The 26,157-nt window shown below is 71.8% G+C and carries 21 protein-coding genes; 8 read left to right on the plus strand and 13 right to left on the minus strand.

Annotated features, from left to right (window positions below; all coding sequences use genetic code 11):
- Nucleotides 1-160: 160 nt before the first annotated feature.
- From ACIBI4_RS14510 to ACIBI4_RS14520, 3 genes are read right to left on the minus strand one after another with little or no spacing between them, the layout of a single operon-like run.
- Nucleotides 161-1,045: an acyl-CoA dehydrogenase family protein gene (locus ACIBI4_RS14510; RefSeq protein ID WP_399204146.1), complete on the minus strand. Its 885-nt coding sequence runs from the start codon at nucleotides 1,043-1,045 to the stop codon at nucleotides 161-163.
- 3 nt (nucleotides 1,046-1,048) lie between these two features.
- On the minus strand, nucleotides 1,049-2,203 hold the full coding sequence (locus ACIBI4_RS14515; protein ID WP_399204147.1) for an acyl-CoA dehydrogenase: 1,155 nt from the start codon (nucleotides 2,201-2,203) through the stop codon (nucleotides 1,049-1,051).
- An 11-nt stretch (nucleotides 2,204-2,214) separates the two neighbouring features.
- The gene (locus ACIBI4_RS14520) at nucleotides 2,215-3,432 is read right to left on the minus strand and encodes an amidohydrolase family protein (RefSeq protein WP_399204148.1); all 1,218 of its coding nucleotides are present in this window, start codon (nucleotides 3,430-3,432) and stop codon (nucleotides 2,215-2,217) included.
- 169 nt (nucleotides 3,433-3,601) lie between these two features.
- On the opposite strand from ACIBI4_RS14520, the gene ACIBI4_RS14525 reads away from it, so the two are divergent.
- Nucleotides 3,602-5,143 carry a class I adenylate-forming enzyme family protein gene (locus ACIBI4_RS14525; protein WP_399204149.1) on the plus strand — a complete coding sequence of 514 codons (1,542 nt, stop codon included), beginning with the start codon at nucleotides 3,602-3,604 and terminating at the stop codon, nucleotides 5,141-5,143.
- A gap of 56 nt (nucleotides 5,144-5,199) precedes the next feature.
- Here ACIBI4_RS14525 and ACIBI4_RS14530 read toward each other — a convergent pair whose 3' ends face one another.
- Nucleotides 5,200-5,721 (minus strand): EF-hand domain-containing protein, encoded by a 522-nt coding sequence (locus tag ACIBI4_RS14530; protein ID WP_399204150.1) that lies wholly within the window; start codon nucleotides 5,719-5,721, stop codon nucleotides 5,200-5,202.
- Between the two features lie 194 nt (nucleotides 5,722-5,915).
- Between ACIBI4_RS14530 and ACIBI4_RS14535 the strand changes: the two genes are divergently transcribed.
- Complete coding sequence (locus ACIBI4_RS14535; protein WP_399204151.1) at nucleotides 5,916-6,350, plus strand: hypothetical protein; 435 nt, start codon at nucleotides 5,916-5,918, stop codon at nucleotides 6,348-6,350.
- 11 nt (nucleotides 6,351-6,361) lie between these two features.
- Here ACIBI4_RS14535 and ACIBI4_RS14540 read toward each other — a convergent pair whose 3' ends face one another.
- Nucleotides 6,362-6,736, minus strand: a complete 375-nt coding sequence (locus ACIBI4_RS14540) for an STAS domain-containing protein (protein WP_399204314.1) — start codon at nucleotides 6,734-6,736, stop codon at nucleotides 6,362-6,364.
- A 350-nt stretch (nucleotides 6,737-7,086) separates the two neighbouring features.
- Here ACIBI4_RS14540 and ACIBI4_RS14545 point away from each other — a divergent pair, with 350 nt between their 5' ends.
- Both ACIBI4_RS14545 and ACIBI4_RS14550 read left to right on the plus strand, forming a co-directional pair.
- Nucleotides 7,087-7,671, plus strand: coding sequence for an RNA polymerase sigma factor (locus tag ACIBI4_RS14545; protein WP_399204152.1), 585 nt, complete (start codon nucleotides 7,087-7,089; stop codon nucleotides 7,669-7,671).
- Entirely contained in the window at nucleotides 7,668-8,936 is a 1,269-nt protein-coding gene (locus ACIBI4_RS14550; protein ID WP_399204153.1) for a zf-HC2 domain-containing protein, read from the plus strand. The genes ACIBI4_RS14545 and ACIBI4_RS14550 overlap by 4 nt, the downstream gene beginning before the upstream one ends.
- Nucleotides 8,937-8,959: 23 nt before the next feature.
- Here the strand turns inward: ACIBI4_RS14550 and ACIBI4_RS14555 are convergent, their stop codons facing one another.
- From ACIBI4_RS14555 to nhaC, 5 genes are all read right to left on the minus strand, one after another.
- A complete protein-coding gene (locus ACIBI4_RS14555) occupies nucleotides 8,960-9,406 on the minus strand; it encodes an SRPBCC family protein (RefSeq protein WP_399204155.1) in 447 nt (148 codons plus the stop codon).
- 48 nt (nucleotides 9,407-9,454) lie between these two features.
- Nucleotides 9,455-10,552, minus strand: a complete 1,098-nt coding sequence (locus ACIBI4_RS14560; RefSeq protein WP_399204156.1) for a chemotaxis protein — start codon at nucleotides 10,550-10,552, stop codon at nucleotides 9,455-9,457.
- 112 nt (nucleotides 10,553-10,664) lie between these two features.
- Nucleotides 10,665-11,924 carry an arginine deiminase gene (locus tag ACIBI4_RS14565; protein ID WP_399204157.1) on the minus strand — a complete coding sequence of 420 codons (1,260 nt, stop codon included), beginning with the start codon at nucleotides 11,922-11,924 and terminating at the stop codon, nucleotides 10,665-10,667.
- A gap of 54 nt (nucleotides 11,925-11,978) precedes the next feature.
- Nucleotides 11,979-13,430, minus strand: a complete 1,452-nt coding sequence (locus ACIBI4_RS14570; protein WP_399204158.1) for a basic amino acid/polyamine antiporter — start codon at nucleotides 13,428-13,430, stop codon at nucleotides 11,979-11,981.
- Nucleotides 13,431-13,506: 76 nt separating this feature from the next.
- A complete protein-coding gene (nhaC, locus tag ACIBI4_RS14575) occupies nucleotides 13,507-15,015 on the minus strand; it encodes a Na+/H+ antiporter NhaC (protein ID WP_399204159.1) in 1,509 nt (502 codons plus the stop codon).
- A 161-nt stretch (nucleotides 15,016-15,176) separates the two neighbouring features.
- On the opposite strand from nhaC, the gene ACIBI4_RS14580 reads away from it, so the two are divergent.
- On the plus strand, nucleotides 15,177-15,791 hold the full coding sequence (locus ACIBI4_RS14580) for a hypothetical protein (RefSeq protein WP_399204160.1): 615 nt from the start codon (nucleotides 15,177-15,179) through the stop codon (nucleotides 15,789-15,791).
- Between the two features lie 17 nt (nucleotides 15,792-15,808).
- On the opposite strand, the gene ACIBI4_RS14585 is transcribed toward ACIBI4_RS14580, so the two are convergent.
- On the minus strand, nucleotides 15,809-16,627 hold the full coding sequence (locus tag ACIBI4_RS14585; RefSeq protein WP_399204161.1) for a putative protein N(5)-glutamine methyltransferase: 819 nt from the start codon (nucleotides 16,625-16,627) through the stop codon (nucleotides 15,809-15,811).
- Nucleotides 16,628-16,686: 59 nt separating this feature from the next.
- Between ACIBI4_RS14585 and ACIBI4_RS14590 the strand changes: the two genes are divergently transcribed.
- Together ACIBI4_RS14590 and ACIBI4_RS14595 are read left to right on the plus strand one after the other, a co-directional pair.
- Nucleotides 16,687-20,646: a tetratricopeptide repeat protein gene (locus ACIBI4_RS14590; RefSeq protein WP_399204163.1), complete on the plus strand. Its 3,960-nt coding sequence runs from the start codon at nucleotides 16,687-16,689 to the stop codon at nucleotides 20,644-20,646.
- A 37-nt stretch (nucleotides 20,647-20,683) separates the two neighbouring features.
- Nucleotides 20,684-23,146, plus strand: a complete 2,463-nt coding sequence (locus ACIBI4_RS14595) for a hypothetical protein (protein WP_399204164.1) — start codon at nucleotides 20,684-20,686, stop codon at nucleotides 23,144-23,146.
- Nucleotides 23,147-23,174: 28 nt separating this feature from the next.
- On the opposite strand, the gene purU is transcribed toward ACIBI4_RS14595, so the two are convergent.
- Entirely contained in the window at nucleotides 23,175-24,059 is an 885-nt protein-coding gene (purU, locus tag ACIBI4_RS14600; protein ID WP_399204165.1) for a formyltetrahydrofolate deformylase, read from the minus strand.
- Nucleotides 24,060-24,087: 28 nt separating this feature from the next.
- On the minus strand, nucleotides 24,088-24,534 hold the full coding sequence (locus ACIBI4_RS14605; protein ID WP_399204315.1) for a hypothetical protein: 447 nt from the start codon (nucleotides 24,532-24,534) through the stop codon (nucleotides 24,088-24,090).
- A 171-nt stretch (nucleotides 24,535-24,705) separates the two neighbouring features.
- Here ACIBI4_RS14605 and ACIBI4_RS14610 point away from each other — a divergent pair, with 171 nt between their 5' ends.
- Nucleotides 24,706-26,013, plus strand: a complete 1,308-nt coding sequence (locus tag ACIBI4_RS14610) for an ABC transporter substrate-binding protein (protein ID WP_399204166.1) — start codon at nucleotides 24,706-24,708, stop codon at nucleotides 26,011-26,013.
- Nucleotides 26,014-26,157 lie beyond the last annotated feature (144 nt).

The following is a 26,157-nucleotide window of genomic DNA, read 5'->3' on the forward strand; positions in this document are numbered from 1 at the left end:
CGACTCCGGGACGGCTCGTCAACTGGACCACTCGCACCTCACGGAGCGTACCGGAGCAAGGGCCCGACTCCATGACGTGACGAGTCGGCCGGGCGACTCAACCCGATCGTGGCCCCGCTCCGTTACTCAGCGCTGTCGTTCAGGGGAAAGCTGAAGCGCGTCAGCCCACTTCGACGAGCAGCTCCGCGAGAAGTTCCGTCAACGCGGACGACGACACCCACCGTTCCCTGCGCACCCAGGCGCGCTTGAGATGCAGATGGACATCGGCCTCCCAGGTGAAACCCATCCCGCCGTGCACCTGCAGACAGTCCCGCGCACAGCGCACCGCCGCTTCGTCGGCGAGCAGTTTGGCGCCCGCGATATCGGCGTGATTGCCGGTGACGGCGGCCGCGTAGACGGCGGCGCGGGCCAGTTCGGTGCGGGCGAGCATCTGGGCGCACAGGTGCTTGACGGCCTGGAACGAGCCGATCGCCGCCCCGAACTGCTCGCGCTCCTTCGCGTAGTGGACGGCCATCTCGGTGGTGCGGGCCGCGCTGCCGAGCTGTTCGGCGGCGGTGAGGAGACCGACGAGCGGGCCGGCGGCCGGTGCGGGTTCGTGCAGCCGGTGCAGCGGGGTGAGCGGGTCGACGGAGCGCACGGGGACGCCCGCCCCGTCCGCGACCACGTCCCCGGCGACCGCGTCCGAGGCCTCGTACCACTCGACGAGCGGGCCGTCGGCCTGGGTGACCACGACCTTGCCCTCCGCGGCGCCCGGCACCACGCCCGCCGCGAGGTGCGTGGCGATCAGCGGTCCGGGCAGCAGGGCGCGGCCGGCCTCCTCGAACAGCAGGACCGCCTCGGGCAGTCCGAGCCCGACCCCGCCGTCGTCCTCCGGCAGCCGCAGCGCGAAGAACCCCGCGTGGCCGAGCTCGCGCCACAGCGCGCGGTCGAGGGTGCCCGGCGCGTCCACGGCGGCGCGCAGGGCGTCGCGGCCGAAGCGCCCGGCGAGCAGTTCGCGCATGCCTGACTGCAGGGCCCGCTGGTCCTCGGTCAGTTGGAAGTGCACGGCTCACCGGCCCTTCGGGAGGCCGAGGATGCGCTCGGCGATGATGTTCTGCTGGATCTGCGAGGTGCCGGCGGCGATCGTGTACGAGAGGGAGGAGAGCCGGTCGAGCACCCACTCGTGGTCCAGGTCGAGCGCTCCCGCGCCGAGCACCTCGGCGGCCGTGTCGTACAGCTCCTGGCGGGCGTGCGAGTAGCGCAGTTTGAACACCGAGCCGCCGATGCCGGGGACGCCGCCGGTCGCCTGGGACTCGCTGACGTTCCACTGCGTGAGCCGCCACAGCGCGGCGAACTCGGCGCTGAGCAGCGCGAGTTTGCGGCGCAGCGAAGGGTCGTCCCAGCGCCCGTTCTTGCGCGCTTCGGCGGCCAGGGCGGCGAGCGTACGGCGGCAGGCGACGACCTCGCCGACGAAGGCCGTACCGCGTTCGAAGGAGAGCGTGACCATGGTGACGCGCCAGCCGTCGTTCTCGTTCCCGACCCGGTTGCCGACCGGCACCCGCACCTCGTCGAGGAACATCTCGGCGAATTCCGTGGACCCGGCGAGCGTCCGCAGCGGACGGATGGTGACCCCGGGCGCGTCCATGGGCATCGCGAGCCATGAGATGCCGCGGTGCTTGGGCGCATCGGAATCCGTGCGCACCAACAGCTCGCACCAGTCGGCGACTTCGGCGTGCGAGGTCCAGATCTTGGAGCCGGTGATGACGTACTCGTCGCCGTCCCGCACGGCCTTCGTGCGCAGGGCGGCCAGATCGGACCCGGCGTCCGGCTCGCTGAAGCCCTGGCACCACACCTCGTCGCCGCGCAGGATCGGCGGCAGCCACTGCTGCTTCTGCGCGGCGCTGCCTTCGGCGGCGATCGTGGGTCCGGCGTGCAGCAGCCCCACGAAGTTCGCGCCGACGTACGGCGCGCCCGCCTTCTCCGTCTCCTCCAGGAAGATCAGGTGCTGCGTGGGCGTCGCCCCCTGCCCGCCCGCGTCCACGGGCCAGTGCAGTCCCGCGTACCCGGCGTCGTACAGCCTGCGCTGCCAGCCCATGTCGTACGTGCGCCGGCCGGGCCAGTCGTTCGGGTCGGGCCTGGGGGGCAGCGCGGGCAGCACCTGCCCGAGCCACTCCCGCAGCCGCGCCCTGAACTCCTCTTCCTCTTCCGTATACGTGAGGTCCATGGTCCGTCCGGCTACTTCGCGGACCAGGGGAAGGTGAGCCCGCGGTCGAAGTCGAGGTCCAGCATGCGGATCGCGTTGCCGCGCATCAGCTTGTAGATCGTCTCGTCGTCGAGGCCCTTCACGTGGTCGAGGGCGACCTCCTTGGTGTTCGGGAAGGTCGAGTCCACGTGCGGGTAGTCGGTCTCGAAGGTCGCGTTGTCCCGGCCGACGACGTCCAGGGACGCGACGCCGTGCTTGTCGCGGAAGAAGCAGCAGAAGATCTGCCGGTAGTAGTACGAGGACGGCGGCTCGGGGATCAGGTCGCGCACCCCGCCCCAGGCGCGGTGCTCCTCCCACACGTCGTCGGCGCGCTCCAGGGCGTACGGGATCCAGCCCATCTGGCCCTCGGAGTAGGCGAGCTTGAGCGTCGGGAACTTCACCAGGACACCGCTGAAGAGGAAGTCCATCATCGAGGCCATCGCGTTGTTGAAGCTGAGCGAGGCCTGCACGGCGGGCGGGGCGTCCGGGGACGCGGCCGGCATCTGCGAGCTGGAGCCGATGTGCATGTTGACGACCGTGCCGGTCTCCTGGCAGGCCGCGAAGAACGGGTCCCAGTAGCCGGAGTGGATCGACGGCAGGCCGAGGTGCGTCGGGATCTCCGAGAAGGTGACGGCCCGCACGCCACGAGCGGCGTTGCGGTGGATCTCGGCGACCGCGAGGTCGATGTCCCACAGCGGGATGATGCAGAGCGGGATCAGCCGGCCGCCGGAGTCACCGCACCACTCCTCGACCATCCAGTCGTTGTACGCCCGCACGCAGGCCAGCGCGACCTCCTTGTCGTGGGCCTCCGCGAAGGTCTGACCGCAAAAGCGCGGGAAGGTCGGGAAGCAGAGGGAGGCCTCGACATGGTTGAGGTCCATGTCCGCGAGGCGCGCCTTCGGGTCCCAGCAGCCGCGCCGCATCTCGGCGCGGGTGATCCCTTCCAGGGTCATCTCGTCGCGGTCGAAGCCGACGGCGGCGATGTTGCGCTTGTACGGGAATTTCAGGTCCTCGTAGATCCACCAGTCGGTGGGCGGCCCCTCCGGGTCCATCGTGATCTGGTACTTGCCGGCGACGTAGGCGAGTTCACCGATGCCCGCGGTCAGCGGCTTCGGTCCGCGGTCCTGGTACTTCTTGGGCAGCCAGGTCTCGAAGAGATGCGCGGGCTCGATCACGTGGTCGTCGACGCTGATGATCCGAGGCAGTTCCATTGGGGGTCCCCTCACCCGACGCGCACGGGGCGTCGACTGTTTCTGATGGATCGTCAGATAGAGGCTAGCTCCCGCACCTCTGGACCGACAAGGCGCGGAAGCCTACGCTCTTCTGCAATCTGACTATCCGTCAGGAACACAGTGCTGCGGCATTACGGAGGCCTGCGCGATGAGCGACGCGACACTCGACTCGGCGCCCACGTTCTGGGAACTGATCTGCCGCCGCGCGGCCCGCACCCCGCACCGCCGCGTCCTGATCGAGGCGGCTTCCGAGCCGGGCGACGACCGCACGGTCACCTTCGCCGAGCTGCGCGACCGCAGCGAGCGGGTCGCGGCCGGACTGTGGGACATGGGCGTACGCCCCGGCACGGTCGTCGCATGGCAGCTGCCGACCCGGATCGAGACCGTGCTGCTCTCCGCCGCGCTCGCCCGCATCGGCGCCGTCCAGACGCCGGTCATCCCCTTCTACCGCGACAAGGAAGTCGGCTTCGCGCTGCGCGAGTCGAAGGCGGAGTTCTTCGCGTCTCCCGGTGAGTGGCGGGGCTTCGACCACACGGAGATGGCGCGGCGGCTCGGGGCGCGCGGTGTCTTCGAGGCGTACGAGACCCTGCCGGACGGCGACCCGCGGATCCTGCCGCCGCCGCCCTCCGAGGGCACGTCGGTGCGCTGGATCTACTGGACCTCCGGCACGACGTCCGACCCCAAGGGCGTGCTGCACACGGACCGTTCACTGATCGCGGGCGGCTCGTGCCTGGCACACGCGCTGCACCTGACCCCCGACGACGTGGGCTCCATGGCCTTCCCCTTCGCGCACATCGCGGGCCCCGACTACACGGTGATGCTGCTGCTCTACGGCTTCCCCGCGGTCCTCTTCGAGAAGTTCGCGATGCCGGACGCGCTGGACGGCTACCGGCGGCACGGGGTCACGGTCGCGGGCGGCTCGACCGCGTTCTACACGATGTTCCTCACCGAGCAGCGCAAGGACCCGTCCCGGAAGCTGATCCCCTCGCTGCGGCTGCTCGCGGGCGGCGGCGCACCGAAGCCGCCGGAGGTCTACCACGCCGTCGTACGGGAGATGGACTGCCAGCTCACGCACGGGTACGGGATGACCGAGGTGCCCATGATCACGATGGGTGCGCCCGACGACACCGTGGACAACCTCGCCACGACCGAGGGCAAGCCGCCCTCCGCGATGTCCCTCCGCATCACGGACGCGGAGGGCAAGGAGCTGCCGGCGCGTGCGGACGGTGAGGTGCGGTTGAAGGGGGAGGCGGTGTGCCAGGGGTATCTCGACCCGGCGCAGACGGCCGAAGTCTTCGACGCCGACGGGTACTTGATCACCGGCGACCTCGGGCATGTGACGGAATCCGGCCATCTGGTGCTCACGGGCCGCGCGAAGGACGTGATCATCCGCAAGGGCGAGAACATCTCCGCCAAGGAGATAGAGGACCTGCTCCACCAGCACCCCGGGGTGGGGGACGCGGCGGTGATCGGGCTGCCGGACGAGGTCCGGGGCGAGCGGGTGTGCGCGGTGATCGAACAGCGGGCGGGGGCGGCGGGGTTGACGCTCGCCGAGGTGACGGAGTACCTGCGCGGGGAGGGGCTCTCCACGCACAAGCTGCCGGAGCAGCTGGAAGTGGTGGAGGCGTTGCCTCGCAACGAGACCTTGCGGAAGGTGCTGAAGTACAAGCTGCGGGAGCAGTTCGCGTAGCTCCGGGTGCGTGGTGCGCGGGCCGGTGAGAACCAGGGCCCGCCCACGCCGCGTTGTTACGCCTCCGGTTCCGGAGTCGTGAAGTAGGCCGCGAACGCCGCCAGGAGCTGCTCCTCCGACGGGATGCGGCCCGTGCCCGCCGTGTCGAGGGCCGCCGACGCGACCGGGATCGCCTCGGGGGTGACGCCCAGGACGCGAAGGACGCGGCCCGCGTCGGTGACCGTCACGCCCTGGCCGTCCACGTTCGCGACGGCCACCACGGCCCGCAGGAACGGGCGCGCGATCTCGGCGAACCGCTGCGGGCTGTCGCGCAGGCGCTTGACCGCGCCCGTCACGAACTCCTCGCGCGTGACGCGCTGGTCGCCGTCCACGTCCGCGATCCCGGCCATGCCCTGCCAGAACGCCTCGGCCCCGATGTACAGCGCCTGCCCCTTGTCGCAGCGGGCCGTCACGCCGAACTCGGCGAGCAGGGCCTTGGCCGCCGAGGAGAAGTCCTCACGGTCGATGTAGCCGTTGCCGTCCTGGTCGAAGCTGGCGAAGCGGGCGGCAATCCTGCGCTCGTACTCTGCGCTGTCCATATCGGCTGCCTCACACGGTATGCGTCGGGGATGCGGATGCAATCACGTCAGGGGCGAGCGTACGTCGGTGCGTGGCCCCCGCACCCGGAAAATGCACCGCCGTATCAGGACTATCGCGAATCTGCGACAACCCGCCGCCGCGCGGCGCCCTGTGATCGACTGTGCGCGTGGAAGCTGTTGCGAGTGTCATAGCCGTGGTGGGAACGCTGCTGGGTGTCGGGGTGAGCCAGCTGCTGCAGCAGCGATCCGTCGCGCGCAGCGAGCGCTTCACGCGGACCGAGCAGGTGCGGCAGGAACGGCTGCAGGTCTACAGCTCGTTCGCGGGCTCCCTGATGATGTACCGCCGTGCGCAGATGGAGCGCTGGCTGATCTGCAACGGCGGGGAGTTCGAGGAGTCCGACGCCGCACTGCGGGCGCGCGCCTTCGATCTGCGGATGGAGGTGTACGAGGGGCTGTTCCGCGTACGGCTCGTGACCACCGGGTCCGCGGCGGCCGATGCGGCGCAGGAGGCGATGGAGGTGATCTCGCGGATACCGAAGGCGGCGGACGAGGATGCCTACGTCGCGCTGGCCCGGGAGGCGAAGCAGAAGGTCACCGCGTTCGTGACGGTCGCCAAGGACCACATGTGACGGCTGCGCTGCTACGCGGAGAGCGGCTGGGCCGTGTCGTCCGAGGCCGCGTGGGCGTCCGGGTAGACGTCGAAGAGGCGGCGGACTCCCAGGGCCGCGAGGACGCGGTTGACGTGCGAGCCGTCCTCGGCGCCGCGGGCGGGCAGGATCAGCCGGAGCCGGCCCGAGCAGGAGCGCAGGAGGCGGCGTGCGGCGATGAGGACGCCGACGCCGGAGGAGTCGCAGAAGAGGACCTCGGACAGGTCGAGCACCACATTGCGGCGGCCGTCGGCGACCGCGTCGTGCACGCGCTGGCGCAGGGCCGGTGAGGTCACCAGGTCCATCTCGCCGCTGACCTCGATCACGGCCCAGCCGCCTCGCTCCGCCTCGGTCACCTTGAGCGCCACGCCATGCCTCTCGCTCGCCGGACTGGTCAGGGCCCGCGCCCCGAAGATCCGGAAGCTCATCTTTCGCTTCCTGGTTTCGCGGCTGCCCCGCGGTGCCCGGCTGAAACACGTGCTGGAACACACGCCCGGACCGCGCCGCAGTCGAAGCCCTATCACGATTCGTCTGGTTCGATCTAACTAGATCGACTTCGCTCACGTTCGTTCAGTTGCTCCGCGCAACGGAAGGTGACGCATTCGTTACCATCCCCGGCCCGGGTATGCCCGCACATTGCCGTAAAGGGGCGTACGGAAAGGGTCGCGCGGACTACATTCGAAGCTCAGGGGAAGCGAACCGGCGCGGAGGGGGCCCGATGGCGAAGGACGCACCACCCCGCTGGGACCGCAAGATGCAGCAGCGTCTCGCCCGCGGGGAGGCCGCGGCGCTCGGCGAGCTCTACGACCGCTTCGCCTCGCTCGTGCACAGCCTCGCCCACCGTGTCCTCGACGACGAGGACGCCGCCGACCGCGTCACCCGCGAGGTCTTCGCCCTCGTCTGGGAGAACCCCGAGGCGTACGAACCGCGCAACGGGTCGATGCGCTCCTGGATCGCCGGGCTCGCCCAGCGCCAGGCGGTGCAGCGGCTGCGCAGGGACGGCGCCGAGGCGCTCGCCGAGGGCCGCGGGGGCAGCGCCGAGGACCTGGAGCGCAAGGTGCGCGAGGCGTCGGCGGCCGCGCGCGCCGACTACATCGTCACCTCGATGCCCGCGCCGCTGCGCGCCGCGCTCGAACTCGCGTACTTCCAGCGCCGCGACTACCGCCAGACCGCCGCCGACCTCGGCGTCACCGAGGACGAGGCGCGGCGCAGGCTGCGGCTCGGGCTGCAGCTGCTGTCCTCGGCCAACGACCGCAAGAACGGCGGCAGTACGGGCCGGCAGGGATACGGGAGAGCCACATGAGTCCCGGCCCCTTCGAGCCGGGCGACGGCACCCCGGGCGACGACGAGCGCCCCGAGGCCGCGTCCGCGCCCCGCATACCGCCCCCGCGCGAGTCCGTCGAGGACAGCGGACGGCCGCTGCCCGCCTCCGTACCCCCGCCGCCGCCGGAGCCGCCCGCGCTCGACCACGGCGTCCTGAAGTCCCTGCTCGGCGCCTGGGCGCTCTCCGCCTGCGCGCCCGACGAGGCCGCGGCCGTCGAGCTGCACCTGGGCGGCTGCGGCCCCTGCGCGGACGAGGCGCTGCGGCTGCGGGACGCGGTGGGGCTGCTGCAGCCCGAGGAGAGCCTCGACCTCGACCCGGGCCTGCGCTCCCGGGTCCTCGCGGGCTGCCTCGACAAACGGCCGCCGCGGATTCCCGTACCGGACTGGGCCGTCGCGTACGACGCGGAGACGGCGCGGCTCGACGCGCTCCTTCAGGACATCGGGGACGGCGAGTGGCATGCCCCGGTGCGTCTGAAGTGGTACGACGGCGACTCCGACCGGCCCGTCAACCGGCGCACCACCGTGGCCGGGGTCATCGCGCATCTGCTGACCGTCGACGGACTTGTGGCGCTCGCGCTCGGTCTGGACGATCCGCTCGGCGAACTCGCGCCCGAGGACGGCTCGCCCTTCGCCCGCACGGAGACGTACTGGACGGCCTCGCACTTCCCGCCCACGCGGACCGTACGGATGCCGTGGCGCGATCAGTCGCACGCGCTGGTGCGCACGGTGTCGTTCGCGGGTGCGTCCTCGGGTGAACTGTCCGTGCCGTACGGAGAGTTCACCCTCCCCCTGCGGGACTCCTTCGTGGACCGCGCCTTCGAGTGCTGGGTGCACGCCGGCGACATCGCGGACGCCGTGGACTACCCGTACGCGCCACCGGCTCCCCGGCACCTCAACCGGATGATCGACCTGGCGGCCCGGATGCTGCCGTCCGCGCTCGCCGACCGGCGCCGCTCGGGACGGGCCGCACCGGCCCGCGGCCTGGTCCGCGCGGGCTCACCCGGCCGGAGTCTGCGCCTGGAGGTGGAGGGTCTGGGCGGCGGCGAGTGGCTGATCGCCCTGGACTCTCCCGGCGCGATCGGCTCCGCCGACCACGAGGTGGCCCATGTCGCCCTGGACGGCGTGGAGTTCTGCAAGCTCGCGGCGGGCCATGTCCTGCCGGAGGAGGCGGCGGCCGGGCAGGACGGGGACCGGGAGGCGATCCGGGATGTGCTGTCGGCGGCGGCTTCCCTGAGCCGGATGTGACAACCGGGAACCGCTCGGCAGGTTCATGGACCCTCGGTGTGCTCCCGTTCCGCGATCCGGGCCAGCTTGGTGAGCATCATGCCGTTGCGGACCCGGACCAAGTAGTCCACCGGGAGGCCGTGCATACGGCTGCCGGGGCCGCGGATGGGGTGCCAGTCCAGGATGAAGAGGGTGTTTGCGCCCCATGGGATGAGCTTCATCGCGATCCGGGCCGCGCCGAACGGGCCCGCCTTCGCCTCCAGTTCGAGGCGCTGAAGGGGTTCGCTGATGCGGACCGTGCTCGTGTCGTCGAGCGTCAGAGCACCCGCCCCGACCCGGACCTTGAGCTGCGCACCGACCTCGGGCCAGTGCGGGTCCGTCGACAGGACCTCCTGGGTTCCCGTGACCCACTCCCCGTACCGGCGGCCGGTGGACAGGAGCGCCCAGACCTCGGCCGGTGAGCTCAGGATCAGACAGCGGTTGCGGGCCATGGCACCCTCCACGGGGCTCGGCGGCAGGTGCGGGGCGGTCAGGGACGGTCAGTAGCGCAGGACGCCCGCGATACGGCCCGCTCCGGTCAGCAGATCGTCGGGGACGAAGCGGACGTCGGCGCCCGTGGAGAGGGCCTGTTCGACGATCTCGTCCACGATGTCCTCGCGTGCGTCGAGGTCGCCCGCCTCGGCCGGCTCCAGATGGTCGCGGTAGTCGCGGACGACCGCCCGGTAGTGCTCCTCGACCGCGAGCAGCCGCAGCCGCCCGTCCCGTACCGCCTGGAAGACCTCGTCGAGACCGCCCGCGAACTCCTTGCGGCCCTGGGCCGCGTCCAGCTCGGAGACGACGGCCGCGCTGTCCGCCGCCGCCTTCTCGGTCCGCAGCGGCTCCACGGTCCGCTGCACCTGGGCCGCGGGCCCGGACGCGAGACCGCCGTGCTGCACGGCCGTGAGGTCCTTGGCGAGCGGCGGTCCGGATTCCTCCAGGAGCGAGAGCGCGGCCGCCTCGCCGATCACGTACAGCGGACGGGGCGAGGCGGCGGACACCGCGCGCATCGCCTCGTGCGCCTCGCGCAGGAACTGGCGGGTCTGCTCGTCGCGGAAGGTGCTCGGCAGATCGCCGATGCGCTCCTTGCGTTCCGCGTCGGGGTCCTCCAGGCTCCGCGTCAGCGGGAAGCCGTCGCCGGTGTGCTCGGTGACCCGTTCCGCGTCGCCGCTCCACAGCGAGACCCGGTCGGCCGCGACGGCCAGCGCCCAGTACGGCTCCGCGGCGGCAGCGGCCGAGGCGAGGTTGCGGGTGAGGTAGGTGTCGGCGATCACCACGCGCTCGGGCACCTCGCGGGCCAGCGACCACACCTGGTGCTCGCCGGGTGCCGCGTAGATCACGAGCCCGTCCTCGGCGTGGACGAGGTCCACCTCCTGGACCGCCTGTTCCAGCTGGCCGAGGACGTCCGTACACCGCTCGCGGGTCACTGCCGGATCGTCCTGCAGCTGCTGCCGGGCCTTCGCGAGCAGGTTGCGGAGCCGCACGGGATCCTGCGCGTTCTCCGGCTCTCTGCGGTGGGTCGGCATGAGCAGGGAGACGGCCGGGTACGGGCGGGGGCGGCGCAGCTCGGCCAGTACCTCGCTGCTGAGGACGGAATCCATGGGAGCGGCCTTTCCGGGTGCGCCCCGAACGGGCGCCCCACGTGCCATCGTCGCCCCGGCCGCCGCCTGCCGCGAGCCGGACAGGCTCCGTCGGCGGCCGCTGGGCCAGAGGTCAGAAGTCCACCGGCTCGCGGATGATCGGGCATGTCATGCAGTGCCCGCCACCCCGCCCGCGCCCGAGCTCGGCGCCGACGATGGTGATGACCTCGACGCCCGCCTTCCGCAGCAGCGTGTTCGTCTGCGTGTTGCGGTCGTAGGTGAAGACGACGCCGGGCTCCAGGGCGACGGCGTTGTTGCCGCTGTCCCACTGCTGGCGCTCGGAGGCGTAGACGTCGCCGCCGGTCTCGATGACCTGGAGCTTCGGCAGTCCCAGGCCCTTGGCGACCACGTCCACGAAAGCGGCGTCGCCCTCGTCGGTGACGTCGAGGCCGGGTGCGCCGTCGCCGGGACGCAGCGAGAACGTGTGCACCGAGTCCATGATCCGCGGGTACAGCGTGACGATGTCCCGGTCGGCGAAGGTGAACACGGTGTCGAGGTGCATCGCGGCCCGCAGCTTCGGCATCCCGGCGACGATCACATGCTCGGCGGCGCCCTGCTCGAACAGGGCCTTGGCGACCTGCGTGATGGCCTGCCGCGAGGTCCGCTCGCTCATGCCCATGAGGACGACGCCGTTGCCGACGGGCATGATGTCGCCGCCCTCGAACGTGGCCTGGCCCCAGGACAGTTCGGGATCGCCCCACCACACCTTCGAGCCCACGAAGTCCGGGTGGAACAGATAGACAGCCTTCATCAGGAGCGTCTCGTCGTGCCGCGCGGGCCAGAACAGCGGGTTGAGCGTGAGGCCCCCGTACAGCCAGCAGGTGGTGTCGCGGGTGTAGAGGGTGTTGGGCAGCGGCGGCATCAAGTACTCGCGGACGCCGGTGGATTCGCGCGCCATCGACACGTACCCGGAGCGGAACTCGTCGGGCAGATCGGTCGTGGCGAGACCGCCGACGAGGTACTCGGCGAGCTGCCGCGGCTCCAGGGTCTCCAGGAACGCGCGGGTGTCCTCGATGAGGCCGACGCCGACCTGGTTGGGCACGATCTTGCGGTCGAGGAGCCACGACTTCGCCTCGGGGATCGCCATGGTCTGCGCGAGGAGCTCGTGCAGCTCGACGACCTCCACATCGCGCTGCTCCAGCTTGTTGACGAAGTCGGCGTGGTCGCGCTGCGCGTTCTCCACCCACATCACGTCGTCGAAGAGCAGATCGTCCGAGTTGGTCGGGGTGAGCCTGCGGTGGGCCAGGCCCGGCGCGCAGACGAGGACCTTGCGCAGCCGCCCCACCTCGGAGTGGACGCCGTATGCCTGGGACGGGGTGCTCGGGCCGGTCATGGGTGACTCCTTGGAAGGACGGGAACCTCGTTACGGGGAGGGGGCGCCGGTGCGTCAGAGGCTGATCCAGCCCGCGGCGAGCGCGACGATGCCGACGACGGCGCCTGCGATGGAGACCGCCAGGATGACGAGTTCGCGCGGCGAGAAGAGCTGTCGTCCCTGCTCACGGCGGGCCATCACGAAGAGGATCGTGGCGGGTGCGTAGAGGATGAACGACAGGAGCAGGAAGCGGAGTCCGGCCGCGTACAGCAGGAAGGCCGTGTAGACGGTCGCGATGAGGGCCATCGTGAGTTCGCGGCCGGAGGTGCGGCCGCCCTCGGTGAGCGGATCGTTGCGCGTGCCGATCTTCACGGCGAAACCGGCGGCCAGAAGGTACGGGACCAGGGACAGGGCACTGGTCAGGTCGAGCGCGAAGTTGAACGCGTCGTCGGAGAAGGCGGTGACGACCAGCACGATCTGCGAGAGCGCCGTGGTCATGATCAGCGCGGGCACGGGGACGTCGGCCGCGGTCGCGCGGCCGAGGAAGCGCGGCATGTCGTCGTCCTTGGCCGCGACGTACAGGACCTCGGAGGCCATGAGGGTCCAGGCCAGGTAGGCACCGAGCACGGAGACGATCAGGCCGACGCTGATGAACACCTTGCCCCAGGTGCCGACCGCCTCCTCCAGCGCGCCCGCCATGGACGGCTGGCGCAGCTCGGCGAGCTGCTCCATCGGCATGATCCCGTACGAGACGATCACGACGGACGCGAAGACGGCGAAGACGCTGAGGAAGCCGAGGATCGTGGCCTTGCCGACGTCCGAACGCTTCTTGGCGTGCCGCGAGTAGACGCTCGCGCCCTCGACGCCGAGGAACACGAAGACGGTGGCCAGCATCGTGCCGCGGACCTGGCTGAACAGGGATCCGGCGTAGTCGGCGCCGCCCCAGTTGTCCGCGAAGACATCGGCCTTGAAGTAGAAGAGCGCCAGGAGGATGAAGACGAGGATCGGCACGACCTTCGCCACGGTGACGATCTTGTTGATCGCCGCGGCCTCCTTCACACCGCGCCGGATCATGAAGTAGAAGGCCCACAGGCCGACGGAGGAGAGCACGATGGCCAGGGCGGTGTCGCCGTCGCCGAGGGCGGGCCAGATCGCGCCGACCGTCGACATGATCAGGACCCAGTACGTCACGTTGCCGACGCAGGCACTGGCCCAGTAGCCGAAAGCCGAGAAGAAGCCCATGTACTCGCCGAAGCCGGCCTTCGCGTAGGCGTAGACACCGGCGTCGAGGTCGGGGCGGCGCACGGCCAGGGACTGGAAGACGTACGCGAGCATCAGCATGCCGGTACCGGCGATGGCCCAGGCGATCAGCGCGCCCGCGACACCCGTCTCCTCGGCGAAGCGCCGCGGCAGGGAGAACACCCCGGCGCCGACCATGGAGCCGATCACCATCGTGGTCAGCGTGAACAGCGGCAGCTTCGCGGGTGCGGGCGACTCCTGCTGCGCCCCGGCGGCAACCTGTGTCATGGCGTCCTTCCGCGGTTCCGTTCAGACGGCCATTCACACCTTTGCCGCATATGGCGCTTCGGGCATCTTTTACGGGTCAAGCGGGGGGCTCGGCCTTCTCGGCCTTCTCGGCCGTCTCCGTCTTCTCGGTCTTCTCGATCTTGAAGCCGGTGATGCCGTACAGGACGCTCAGCGCCGGGCTCGCGTAGTTGAAGACGGCGTACGGCAGATACGAGAGCGTGGGGACGCCGAGGACCGCGCCCATGAAGGCACCGCAGGAGTTCCACGGGACGAGCGCGGAGGTGACGGTGCCGCTGTCGGCGGCCAGCCGGGACAGGTTCGTGGGCGCGAGCTGCCGCTTCTCGAACTCCAGGCGGAACACGCGGGCGGGCAGGACCAGGGCGATGTACTGGTCGCCCGCCACCACGTTCAGGCCGAAGGCGCAGGCGAAGACCGTGACGAAGAGCCGTCCGGTGCTCTTCGCGGAGGCGATCAGCGGGTCGATCAGCCGCTTGATGAGCCCGAACTCCTCCAGGAGCGCACCGAACGTCACCGCGCCGATGATCAGCCACAGCGTCAGCAGCATGCTGTCCATGCCGCCGCGGGACAGGAGCTGGTCGATCAGCGGGATGCCCGAGTCGATCGAGAAACCGTTGGCCATCGCGCTCCAGACGCCCTTGAGCGACTCGATGACGGCATGGCCCGAACCGGCCACGAAGTCCCGCATCACGGACGGCTGGAGGAAGGCACCGAGCAGCCCGGCGAAGAGGGCCGCGCAGATCAGCGCGAGCGGCGCGGGGACCTTGCGTACGGAGAGATAGGCCAGAAGCAGCAGCGGGAGCAGATTGAGCGGCGTGATCGCGTAGATGTCGCCGAGACGGGCGAGCTCGATCTCCTCACCGACGGGGTTCTGCACATCGTCGGCGCGGACCAGGCCCAGGACCAGGAAGGCCACGAAACCCAGGACGAAGGCGGGGACGGAGGTCCACGCCTGCCGTCTGATGTGCGCGTACAGATCGACCTTCACCATCTGCGCGGTGAGGACGGTCGTCTCCGAGAGCGGCGAGAGCTTGTCGCCGAGATACGCCCCCGAGATGACGGCACCGGCGGTGATCGCGGGCGAGCAGCCCAGCATCTCGGCGACGCCGACGAGCCCCACACCGATCGTGCCCGCGGTGGTCCAGGAGCTGCCGATGCTCAGGGCGATCACGCCGCAGATGACCGTGGTCGCCGCGTAGTACCAGGACGGCGAGAGGATCTGGATGCCGTAGTAGACGAGCGTCGGGATGGTGCCGCTCAGATTCCATACGCCGATGAGCGCACCCACGGCGAGCAGGATGAACAGCGCGCCGGTGACCGAGGACAGGGCGCTCTGTCCCGCACGCTGCACGGCCGCCCAACTGTGACCGTTCTTCAGGGCGATGAGCGCGGCCGCCATCGCGCAGAGGATCAGGGCGACCTGGATCGGGCCGTCGAGGGCGTCGAGCCCGAAGAGCGCGAGGGAGCCGCCGATCAGGAGGGCGAGCAGAACGAGCGGCAGGACCGCGTCGAGGAGGGACGGGGAGCGGACGGCCCGGGGGGTGCCCTCGTCGTCGGACTCGGTCATGCCAACCCCTTGGTCCTCGGCCCTCTGGCCTGACGACATTAGGCATAAGTCGGGGCACACCGCCCGGCGGCGGCTCCGATGGCCGATCCCGTGGGGAGGGCTGATGCTGGATCAGTCGTGCACGGTTCCAGACGGAGGTCCTGTCCATGAGTTCCGGTCCCATGCGTTCCGGTCCCCTGCGTTCCCGCAGATTCGCCCTGGCCGTGGTGGCCGCCGTCGCCGGTGCGACGCTCGTGGGCTGCAGTACCGAAGGGGCCGGGGAGGCCGCGGCGACGTTCAGTGAGCGGGCCTCGGCGCCGGCCACCGAGAACTTCTCCGGGGAGCCGCCGTCGCCGATGGCCTCGGCCGCGGAGTCCAAGAAGGCCGAGGTGAAGGCCTCGGCGTCCGCCGCGGAGGCGTCCGCATCCGCGCGCGCCGACGCCTTCGAGGAGTCGGTCTCGAAGGAGACGAAGCAGCGGAAGCAGGAGTACCAGGATCAGCTGGACAAGGCCGACGGGCAGGGCAACGCGATGGCGGACGTCTCGCTGACCGGGAAGCCGCTGGCGCAGACGAACGGGGTGCGGGCGCTCATCGTCAACATCCGCAACCGGACGGATGAGACGGCGTCGTACGCGGTCCAGGTCGATTTCAGTGACGCGGACGGCAAGGTGGTCGAGACGCGGATCGTGGGCACCCAGGACCTGAAGGCCGGCGGGCTCGCGCAGCCGCTCGCCATCAGCCGGAAGCCGGCGGAACCGCCGCTGACGGCGAAGGTGGCGAAGGCGCAGAGGTATTGAGGGTGCGGGTGCTCGCCTCAGACGCCTGCGGGGCTGACCTGCCCCACCACCACCCGAGCCCCCCACTCCTCGCTCTCCACCACCCGCGCCACCAGCCCCGCCGCCTCGAACACCCCTAGGGCCGACGGGACCTGGGCCTCGCTTGCCTCCATGAGGACGTGGCCGCCGGGGGCCAGCCACTCCCGCGCGCCCTCGGCGACCCGGCGGGCCACCGTCAGGCCGTCGGCGCCGCCGTCCAGTGCCGTGTGGGGCTCGTGGTCGCGGGCCTCCGTGGGGAGGAGGGGGATGTCGCGGGTGGGGACGTAGGGGACGTTCGCGGTGAGGAGGTGGATGCGGCCGCGCAGGCCGGGGGGCAGGGCCGCGAACAGGTCGCCCTCGTGGACGCGGGACGGCGGCAGGTTGCGGCGGGCGCAGGCGACCGCCGCGGGGTCGATGTCGGCGGCGTGGAGATCGCCGTCGGGCTGGGCGGCCAGGAGCGCCGCGCCCACCGCGCCCGAACCGCAGCAGAGGTCGACGAGAACCGGTGCGTCGGGGCGCGGGAGGCCGAGGGCCACGTCGACCAGGAATTCCGTACGGCGGCGCGGGACGAACACTCCGGGGTCGAGAAGGATCCGCAGGCCCGCGAACTCGGCCCAGCCCACCACCTGTTCGAGTGGTTCGCCGGCCACGCGGCGCGCGGCGAGCGCGTCCAGTGCGGCGGGTGAGGACGCCGCGTCCAGCAGGAGCCGGGCCTCCTCCTCGGCGAAGACGCAGCCTGCCGCCCGCAGTCGCGCGACCAGGGGTGCGTATGCGTCCTGCGCGTCGGTCCGCGCCCGTTCCGGAGAGCCAGTTTTCACCACCCCCGCACCCTACGTGACCATGCCCGCGCACCGCGCGCGCCGATATCGTGAGCACCATGCGGACGTCCCGTGGCACCTACAACTCCGGTACGGCACAGGAGAGTTGGCGCGTCCGCCTGTTCCGCGCCGAGGGCCGGACCGAGCCGCTGGGCGCCGGGGTGCTGCTGCACCGCCGCTACGTCGTGAGCTGCGCGCAGGTCGTACTGCCGCGGCGGCACGACGCCACCCGCCCGTACGAGGACGTGTACGTGGACTTCCCGGGCGCACCCGGCTCCGCCGCCCCCATCCGCGCGACCGTCGTCGCGGGACGGCTGGTGCGGCCGCGGCCCGGGCGCGGCGGCGATCTCGTCCTCCTGGAGCTGGCGGAGGAGCCGGGCACCGGGATCACGCCCGCGCGGCTGCACCGGCAGATCCCTGCGCGGGGCGCGCCGGTGCAGGTCACCGGGTACCCGTCGGATCTGCTCGGCGGCGAGCTCGCCGAGAGCGCGCTGCTCGGGCTCGGCGATCCGGAGAGCCTCGCGGGCGCCGGCACCACGCCCCCCGGGGCGCGCCCCGCGTCCGGCTGGGTGGCGCTGGACCTGGAGGGCACGCACGCTCCCGTACGGCAGGGCTACAGCGGTGCCGGGGTGGTGCACGGGCGGTCCGGGAAGCTGATCGGGGTGCTCACGCACCGGCTCGGGCGCCGCGGCAGCGCGCTGGGCGCCGACCGGCTCGACCACGCCTCGCTGATCCCGACCGAGACGATTCAGCGGGAGTTGGGTCTGGAGGAGCTGGGGATCGAGGTCACGGGGGTGCGGGCCGTCGCGGGCGACATCGCGCGGCCGGTACGGGAGTCGGCGCGCGAGCCCTCGCGCGACACCCCGGACCCGGCGTTACGGCGCAGGCTCGTGCGCTGGCTGGACGGCGAGGCGGGTGCGCTGCCGGTGGAGATCGTGTTCGTACGGCCGGAACGGCCCGGCGATCTGGACACCCTGCGCACGACGCTGCTCGCCGCGGACCGCGAGCAGCAGCAGGCGCGACGCAGGGACGCCGCGGGGTGGGAGGTGGGAGGCGCCGGGGAGGAGGGGCCCGCCAGGGAGGACGGACACGCCGGAGACGACGGACACGCCGGTGACGACGGGCCGTTGACCGGCGCGATCGACTTCGCGGTCGACGCCACGTCCCGTACCGCCTCGACCCTCATCCGCCGCTTCGCCGAACGCGCGGGCCTGGCCGGGGAGCCGGCCACGGACGCCGCCTTCCCGCACCCGGAGGCCGCGTCCCCGCACACGGGCGCCGCTTCCCCGCACACGGTTGCCCCCACACCCGACGACGACACCCTCCTCGCCCGTATAGCCGCGGACTGCCCCGGCATGACCGCCGCGCTCCTCTTTCCCGACGACGCGGCCTCCGCACCCGAGGACGTCCTCGCGCTGCTGACCGCCGCGCGGGCCCGCAAGCGGGCGCGGCTGCTGCTCGCGTTCCGCGACGAACGGGCGCCGCTGCTGCGGCTGCTCCTGGAGCGGCTGCTCGGGCCGGAGTGGCGGGCCGCCGTCGCCGAGCGGATCGAGCAGCGGCTGCAGGAGCTGCGCGGGGTGCGGCGCCGGCTGTCCGCCGACGGAAACGGAAAAAGGTACGGAGACAGGGACGGGGACGAGGACGGGAACAGGGACGAAGACGGGCCGCGTCCGGACCGCGGCGCCGACGAACTGCCCGACCGTCTGGAGGCGCTGCGGCGGATCGCCGTGAAGGATCCGGCGCGCGCGGTGCACGGTCTGTTCCGGCTCGAACTCGACGTGGAGAACCGTCTCCTCGCGCTCCGCGAGCGCGAGGCGCGGCTCGCGGCGCCGCTGGAGATCAGCATCGAGGCGCCGGGCGACGGTCTGGAGGATCTGCCGCGCGTCACCGTGGAGGTGCCGCAACCGGGGACCCCCGCGGAGACGGACGACGTACCGGGCCCGGTGGCGGGCGGTTCCTGGCTGGTGCGGCCCGAGCAGCAGTACCTGAAGGTGGGCGAGCTCGCGAAGGGCAGCTTCGGGAACGTGTATCTGGCGTACGACCGTGCGCTGCTCGACCGGCTCGTCGCCCTCAAGCGGCACAACCCGCGCAACCGCAGCGCCGCCGAGCAGGCCGCCCGCGAACGGATCCGGCTCGTGGACCTCAACCACCCGTTCATCGTCAAGGTGCACAACGCGATCCTCGACACGGACGGCGAAGGCCCGCTCCTGGTCATGGAGTTCGCCGCGGGCGTGACCCTGCAGCGGATCCGGGAGCGGATGCTGCGCCGCGAAGCGCCGTTCCACGACGGGCGGGTGCATGAGTTCATCGCGGTGTACGGGGTGAAGATCCTCGACGCGCTGCACTATCTGCACACCGAGAAGCAGCTCGTGTACGGGGATCTGTCGCTCAGCAACGTGCTGCACTGCGGCGACACCATCAAGCTGATCGACGTGGCGGCGGTCCGCGGCTACGGCGAACAGGGCCCGACCACGATCACCCCGCCGGAGGCGGGAGCGTACGGGCGGATGGGCCCGGCGGGCGATCTGTACTGCCTGGGCAAGGTGCTCGACGCGCTCCTCGAAGCAGCACCCGCCGTGCAGGGCCCCGGCGCGCGCTCGCTGCGCCTCGTGGTGGCCCGTGCGATCCGCACGGCGCCGCAGGAGCGGTTCGCGTCCGCGCGGGAGATGGCGGGCCAGCTGCACGCCGTATTACGGGAGTTACGGTCGCTGCGGGTCAACGAGGAGACCTTCGCCCCGTCCCTGCACTTCGGCTCGGTCGGCGACACCCTCGACGGCGGCCTGGGGCTCGCCCCGCCGCTCGACCAGTGGGCGGGCGGCGGCTCGCACAAGCGGCCGCTCGGACCGCAGGAGCCGCCGGAGCCCGAGGACGCCGCGGCCGATCTGCCGCCGCCGCATCCCGACCGCGAGGACGCCAACTGGAAGCAGTTGCAGCGCACCGAGTACAACGACCCGAAGGCGCTCCTCACGAAGATCGCGGTCTGGGAGCCGACGCCCGAGCTGCTGTTCCTGCGCTGCCGGCTGCACCTCCAGATGGCCCGTGCGGCCCGCCGCGCCCTGTCCGGCCCGCGCCCCTTCGCGGACTGGCCGGACGCGGAGAGCGCCCGGGAGCGCCCCCTGGCCCCGATCGACGAGCTTGCCCGCCAACTCGCCAAGGCGAGCGGCGCGTTGAAGGAGGCCGAGCGCCTGATCGGCGCGGACAGGGCACCGCACGACTGGCGGATCCGCTGGCACGAGGGGCTGCTCGACCTCGCGCACCAGCGCATCGAGCGGGCCCGCGACCGGTTCACCCAGGTCTACGAGGACATCCCCGGCGAGTACGCGCCGAAGCTGGCCCTCGGCTACTGCCATGAGCGGCTCGGCGCGAACGAGGCGGCCAAGGAGTTCTACCGGTCGGTGTGGTGCCGCAACCATGCGCAGGGCTCGGCGGCGTTCGGGCTGGCCCGGATGCACCTCAACGAGGGGCAGCCGCGCGAGGCGGTGGTCGCCCTCGAAGGCGTGCCCGCCGACTCACGGCACCGCACGGCCGCGTGCACGGCGCTGGTGCGGATCCACGCGGGGCTGCACGAGGGCGTGCCGGCGCCGGCGCTGAAGGATTTCGCGCGCGCGTTCTCGGCGTTCCGGCGGCTCGTCCAGTACGAGGGGCTCACCGACACGGCGGCCGAGGAGCGGCTGCGCACCGATCTGTTCGAGCTGCTCGTGCACACGGTCACGGCGGTGGCGCGGGCGGGCGGCGACCCGTGGCCGGAGCTCGCGGACCGCCTTCCGGAGGACCTGGACCACGGCCTGCCGCTGCGGCTGCACGCCCCGCACTCCGACGAACAGCTGCTGCTCCGCCTCTCCGACGGCTACCGGCGCCTGGCCCGCCAGGTCCCGCGCTCGGGCCTGCCGAAGGACGACGCCCTGATCGAGGCCCTGATGGACAACCACCACCGCGTCCGCCCGACCGGCCTGCACCTGCCCGGCAAGGGCTTCCGGCTGCCGCGGTGGCTGAGCGGCGGGGAGGGCGAGGGGTCATGATCCGCGCAGGCCTCGACCACCGGATGCGGGAGGCACGTTGAGAGCCATCGACGGCGTACGGGACCGGTCGCGTCGCACGGCCCGGCAGGCGCGCCACCACCTCGCCCGCGCCGACCCGCGGCGCTCACTGCCCGCGCTGTGGCGCTGGGCGTGCGGGGAGCCGGGACCCGGCCGGCCCCAGCCCCTGACCTCCGAGTTGCTGCGCGCACGCCGTACGGTCCTGCCCGCGCTGGCGCTCCTCGTGTTCGCGCTGACCGCCGCCACGTACTTCGACGTGCACGGCCGCACCGACCAGGTACGCGACCGGATCTCCCCCGCGCTGACCGATCTGGCGCAGGCGCGCGTGCAGTTGGATCTGGCGCAGGACGAGGCGGTACGGCGCTTCGGTGACCGCGACGGCGAGAGCGGCGGGGCGGACGGGCCGCGGGTCGCCATCGGCGAGCGGTACGAGAAGTTCATCAGCACGAGCATGCAGGCTCTGAACAGCGCCACCCGCACCCGCGCGTTCGACGCCGCGCAGGCGCAGGAGCTCGGCGTCGTCAACGGCCTGGTGCAGTCGTACCGCAACGCGATCTCCATGGCGAGCGAGAACCGCGACAACCCCGCGCTGCGCAAGGCGGGACTCAGTTACGGCGCGGCGGTCCTGTGCGACGCGGCCACGCCCGCCTTCGAGTGCCGCGCGGCGAAGGACACGAAGGCCGGGCCCACGGCCGTACTCGGCCGGATCGCCGCCCTGGAGGAGCAGCTGGCCCACGAGGCCGATGAGCAGCCGCGCGCGGCCATGCCCGTGGTGCTCGCGGTCGCGGCGGCCCTGGCGATCGGCCTCTTCGCGACGGTCCTGTGGGGCACGCTGCGCTTCCGCAGCCGCCGGCTGCGGCTGAACAGCCCCGCGCTGTGGGCGCTCGCGGCGGTCGCGACGGTCGTCTGCGCGCTGCTCCTGGCGGGCGCCGTCGTCGAGCAGGTGGCGCAGGCCGCGGTCCGCGACGACCTCGACGAGCTGACGCGGTACGCCACTTCCCCGGAGTCCGTCGCCGCCATCGAGACGGAGGCCCAGGGCATCGCGGCGCGCTTCGACGACGCGGGCCCCGTCGGCTGGGCGCAGACGGCCCGGATCGCCGTGGGCTGCGGGGCGGCGGCGGCCCTGGCCGCGGGCCTCGCGCTGTACGGCTACGGCCGCGAGTACCCGGCGGCGCGCCCCGCCGCGGCCCCGCGCCGGGCGGCGGCACGCGACCGCGGACGGCGCCCCGTGGTCGTACGGCTGCTGCTCGGCGTGACCGTCCTCGCGGTGCTCGGGGTGTCCACGTATGCCTGTACGGGCCCGGAGCGGCGGACCGTGACGGTGCTCGGGCCGTGGACGGACGGCGAGGAGAAGCCGTTCGTGGCGGCGCTGCGGTCCATCGAGCGGCGCACGGGCGTGCACTACGCGTACACCGGCACCCGCGCCCTGCGCGACACGCTCCTCGCGCAGCTGCAGGCCGACGCGCCCCCGGACGTCGCGATCCTCAACAGCCTGGGCGAGCTCTCCGAGTACGCGGACGCCGGTTCCGTCCTGCCGCTGCCCAAGGCCGTCGACGGCGCGGCGATCGGACCGTGGGCGCCGGACGTGACGGCGAAGGTCACCGGCGACGCGCAGGTGACGGCGCGGCGCTACTGGGTGCCGGTGCGCGTGGACCTCAAGTCGATCGTGTGGCGCAAGCAGGGCGGCCGGCCGGAGAACCCGCGCTGGTGTCTGGGCCTGAGCTCGGGCGCCACCTCGGGCTGGCCCGGCACCGACTGGGTGGAGGACCTGCTGCTGCGCACCGAGGGCCCCGCGGTGTACGAGGCGTTCGCGACCGGCGAGCTGCCGTGGACCTCGCCCGCGGTGCGCCGGGCCTGGGAGAAGTGGGGCGAGCTGCTGCCCGACGACCCGGAGCAGGCGGCTGCCGCGCTCACCCGCTCCTTCGAGGACGACGGCGGGCTGCTCACCTCGGCCGGCTGCGACCTCGAGCACCAGGGTTCGTTCATAAGGCGCCACTACCCGGACTCGTACGTCCCGGCCCCGACCACGGAGTTCGTGCCCCGGCTGCGCGCCGAGCACGCGGACAGCTACGAGGTCTCCGGCGACATGGCCGCCGTCTTCCAGGACGGCGACGCGGCCTGGGAGCTGCTCTCGGAGCTCACCGCGCCGCGCGCCCGTACGGCCTGGGACAAGGCCGCGGACCCGCGGGAGCGGCCGCTGTTCCCGGGCGCCGCACCGGGCGCCCCGAGGCCGGGCAGCGCCACGCAGAAGGTGCGCACGCTGCTCGACGAGGCCGAGCGGATCTGTTTCGACGCCTCCGACGCGATGCCGCCGACGCTGCGCAACGCGTTCCAGCGCGCGGCGCTCGAATACGTCGGCAGCAAGAACCGTGCCGGCGATCTGGGTCCGCTCCTGGAGAGCCTGGAGCACGAGCGCCAGTTCCAGGACGAGGACCGCGCCTTCCGCTTCGACGACCTGTGCGAGGCGCCCCCGGAGACTTGACCCGCCTGTGGGGGTCGGAAACAGACTCTCAGGCGAAGACGACCGTCCGCCGCCCGTTGAGCAGGATCCGGTGCTCCGCATGCCACTTCACGGCCCGCGCGAGCGCCTGGCACTCCACGTCACGGCCGACCGCGACGAGCTGCTCGGGCGTCACCTCGTGCCCGACGCGCTCGACCTCCTGCTCGATGATCGGGCCCTCGTCGAGGTCCGCGGTCACGTAGTGCGCGGTGGCGCCGATCAGTTTCACGCCGCGCAGGTGCGCCTGGTGGTACGGCTTCGCGCCCTTGAAGCTCGGCAGGAACGAGTGGTGGATGTTGATGATCCGGCCGCTGAGCTGCTTGCACAGGTCGTCGGACAGCACCTGCATGTAGCGGGCGAGGACGACGAGTTCGACCTTCTCCTCGCGGACGAGGTCGAGCAGCTGCGCCTCGGCCTGCGCCTTGGTGTCCCTGGTGACCGGGATGTGGTGGAACGGCAGGTCGTACGAGGCGACCAGCTCGGCGAAGTCGGTGTGGTTGGAGACCACGGCCGCGATGTCCACGGGGAGCGCGCCGATCCGGGCGCGGAACAGCAGATCGTTCAGGCAGTGCCCGAACTTCGACACCATCAGGACGATCCGCATCCGGTCCTCGGCCCGGTGCAGCTGCCAGTCCATCTGGAACGAGTCGCCGACGGCCGCGAACGAGGCCCGCAGCTTCTCCAGGGTGACCGGCGCCTCGGCCGAGAAGTGCACCCGCATGAAGAACAGCTTCGTGTCGTGGTCGCCGAACTGCTGACTGTCCTCGATGTTGCAGCCCGTCATGAACAGATACGACGACACCGCATGCACGATGCCCTGCTTGTCGGGGCACGACAGGGTGAGGACGTACTGGTCGGCTGACGGAGGCGACACGGGGCCGGGCTGCTCGCTCATCCCCGCAGGATCCCATACGGGACCGGGCTCAGGCCGAGCGTGTCATGATCCGGAGCACTTCGAGCGTGCGCGGCTGCGCGTCCGGGTCGTCCCCGTCGCTCTCCGCGAGCCGTACGTGGGCGTCGCGCGCCGCCCGGACCGCCTCGGGCCACCCGTGGTGGTCGAGATAGGCCTGGACGGGAGCGTCGGGACCGACCTGGTGCATGATCCGCAGGACCCGCAGCACGGCGGTGTCGACGAGGGCGGCCTCCTGCGGGTCACGGAAGATCGTGCCCACGTACTTCTCGGCCGACCAGTTGTCGAGCCAGGTGTCCTCGACCAGGCGGTAGACGGCGTCGGTGACGTCCCCGTACTCCTCACGCCCGGCCAGCCAGCACTCGTGCTGGAACGTCGGGTCGGAGAGCATGTGCAGCGCGGAGCGCACATTGCTGCGCCAGCGCCACCACGGCATGTCGTTCAGTGGCATGCCGCCCATGGTGGAGGAGCGGCGGCCACGACGGGAAGACTTCTCCGAGCTTTGCACGGTTGCCGATCGTACGTTCTTCGCTCAAGCGGCTTTCCGGGCCCCCCATGTTCACCTTGACGTCACTTTCCGTTGAGCCAACTTCACTCAAGGGTTCGGAACGTGTCGCAAAGGTGCATGTCCATGACCCCTCGTCTCCGTACGCGTCTCCCGGCTGCCCGCACCGCGGCCGCGCTCGCCGTCATCGCCTCGCTCACCGCGGGCTGCGGTGCGATACCCGGCTTCTCGTCCGACGAGAAGGAGCCGGTCACGGTGATGACATGGGCGCCGGAGAACACCGAGGGCAGCAACGCGCCCGGCGTCCCCGCGATGGCACGGGCGTACGCGCGCTGGGTCAACAACAACGGGGGCCTGGGCGGCCGCGACCTGAAGGTCATCACCTGCAACGAGCACAACAAGATCTCGGGCGCCTCGGACTGCGCCCGGCGCGCGGTGGACTCCGAGGTCGCGGCGGTCGTCGGCTCGTACAGCCAGTACGGGCGCTCCTTCCTCTCCTCCCTCGAGGCCGAGGGCATCCCCTTCATCGGCGGCTTCGGGCTCACCGACGACGAGTTCACCAGCCCGCTCTCGTACCCCGTCAACGGCGGCCAGGTCGCGCTGATGGCCGGCAACGGACGCCAGCTCGCCGAGCACTGCCAGAAGGTCTCCCTCGTCCGCCCCGACACCATCGCGGGCGACGACCTGCCCGAGCTCCTCGACTTCTCCCTGAAGGAGGCCGGCCGCCCCGCGGCCGTGGACATCCGCGCCAAGGAGGACGTCAACGACTTCACCGTCCAGGCCGGCAGGGCCCTCGACGCGGCGGGCGCACCCGTCTCGCTCGCCACGACCCTGGGCACGGAAGGCGCGCGGGAGCAGGCGCGCAAGGGCTGTGTGACGGCGGCGCTCGGCGACCGCACGCCCACCTTCTTCGACTCGTTCCGCCGCGTCCGCGAGGACTTCCAGGAGGTACAGGTCAGCTCCGTGGCCGGCTCCGTCGACCAGACCGCGATCAACCGCGGCGGCGGCAAGTCCGGGGTGTACGAAGGCGCGTACGTCACCGGCTGGTACCCCGCGGCGGGCGACAAGCGCTGGGAACCGATGCTCAAGACCATCCGCGAGCACGCCTTCAACGACAACCGCATCGACCCGGCGGACGCCAGCGTCCAGAACACCTGGGTCGCCTACACGGTCCTCAAGCGGGTCGTCGAGTCACTGGGCGACGGCACGGTCGACGCCGATGCCCTCACGCGGGCGCTGAACGACGGCGTCCGCGTCGATACGGGCGGTCTGACCCCGACGCTGAGCTGGCGCTTCGAGGACACGATCGCCGTCCGCGACTACCCACGCATGGTCAACGCCCACGTCTGGTTCCAGCAGGTGCGCGGGGGGCAGCTGCAGGCCGTGGGCCGGGAGTCGGTGGACATGACGGACACGCTGGAGCAGACGATCTAGGCAGCGTGTCCGGGCGCAACTGCGGGGTGGGGGGGGGGGGGGGGGGGGGGCCGCCCCCCCCCCGCGCGCCCCCGGGGCGCGGGCCGGGGGGGGGGGGGGGTGGGCGCGGAAGACATCCGCCCCGCGGGGTGGGGTTTGTCGGGG

This window comes from Streptomyces sp. NPDC050418 (assembly GCF_044458745.1).
Lineage (GTDB): Bacteria > Actinomycetota > Actinomycetes > Streptomycetales > Streptomycetaceae > Streptomyces.

What these genes read in the sequence shown, in the direction of transcription:
- ACIBI4_RS14520 (WP_399204148.1), bottom strand. Translation starts at nt 3,432, where the DNA reads ATGGAACTGCCTCGGATCATCAGCGTCGACGACCACGTGATCGAGCCC.
- ACIBI4_RS14530 (WP_399204150.1), bottom strand. Translation starts at nt 5,721, where the DNA reads ATGGACAGCGCAGAGTACGAGCGCAGGATTGCCGCCCGCTTCGCCAGC.
- ACIBI4_RS14590 (WP_399204163.1), top strand. Translation starts at nt 16,687, where the DNA reads ATGCGGACGTCCCGTGGCACCTACAACTCCGGTACGGCACAGGAGAGT.
- ACIBI4_RS14570 (WP_399204158.1), bottom strand. Translation starts at nt 13,430, where the DNA reads ATGACACAGGTTGCCGCCGGGGCGCAGCAGGAGTCGCCCGCACCCGCG.
- ACIBI4_RS14605 (WP_399204315.1), bottom strand. Translation starts at nt 24,534, where the DNA reads ATGGGCGGCATGCCACTGAACGACATGCCGTGGTGGCGCTGGCGCAGC.
- ACIBI4_RS14525 (WP_399204149.1), top strand. Translation starts at nt 3,602, where the DNA reads ATGAGCGACGCGACACTCGACTCGGCGCCCACGTTCTGGGAACTGATC.
- purU (WP_399204165.1), bottom strand. Translation starts at nt 24,059, where the DNA reads ATGAGCGAGCAGCCCGGCCCCGTGTCGCCTCCGTCAGCCGACCAGTAC.
- nhaC (WP_399204159.1), bottom strand. Translation starts at nt 15,015, where the DNA reads ATGACCGAGTCCGACGACGAGGGCACCCCCCGGGCCGTCCGCTCCCCG.
- ACIBI4_RS14550 (WP_399204153.1), top strand. Translation starts at nt 7,668, where the DNA reads ATGAGTCCCGGCCCCTTCGAGCCGGGCGACGGCACCCCGGGCGACGAC.
- ACIBI4_RS14555 (WP_399204155.1), bottom strand. Translation starts at nt 9,406, where the DNA reads ATGGCCCGCAACCGCTGTCTGATCCTGAGCTCACCGGCCGAGGTCTGG.
- ACIBI4_RS14580 (WP_399204160.1), top strand. Translation starts at nt 15,177, where the DNA reads ATGCGTTCCGGTCCCCTGCGTTCCCGCAGATTCGCCCTGGCCGTGGTG.
- ACIBI4_RS14515 (WP_399204147.1), bottom strand. Translation starts at nt 2,203, where the DNA reads ATGGACCTCACGTATACGGAAGAGGAAGAGGAGTTCAGGGCGCGGCTG.
- ACIBI4_RS14565 (WP_399204157.1), bottom strand. Translation starts at nt 11,924, where the DNA reads ATGACCGGCCCGAGCACCCCGTCCCAGGCATACGGCGTCCACTCCGAG.
- ACIBI4_RS14610 (WP_399204166.1), top strand. Translation starts at nt 24,706, where the DNA reads ATGACCCCTCGTCTCCGTACGCGTCTCCCGGCTGCCCGCACCGCGGCC.
- ACIBI4_RS14560 (WP_399204156.1), bottom strand. Translation starts at nt 10,552, where the DNA reads ATGGATTCCGTCCTCAGCAGCGAGGTACTGGCCGAGCTGCGCCGCCCC.
- ACIBI4_RS14545 (WP_399204152.1), top strand. Translation starts at nt 7,087, where the DNA reads ATGGCGAAGGACGCACCACCCCGCTGGGACCGCAAGATGCAGCAGCGT.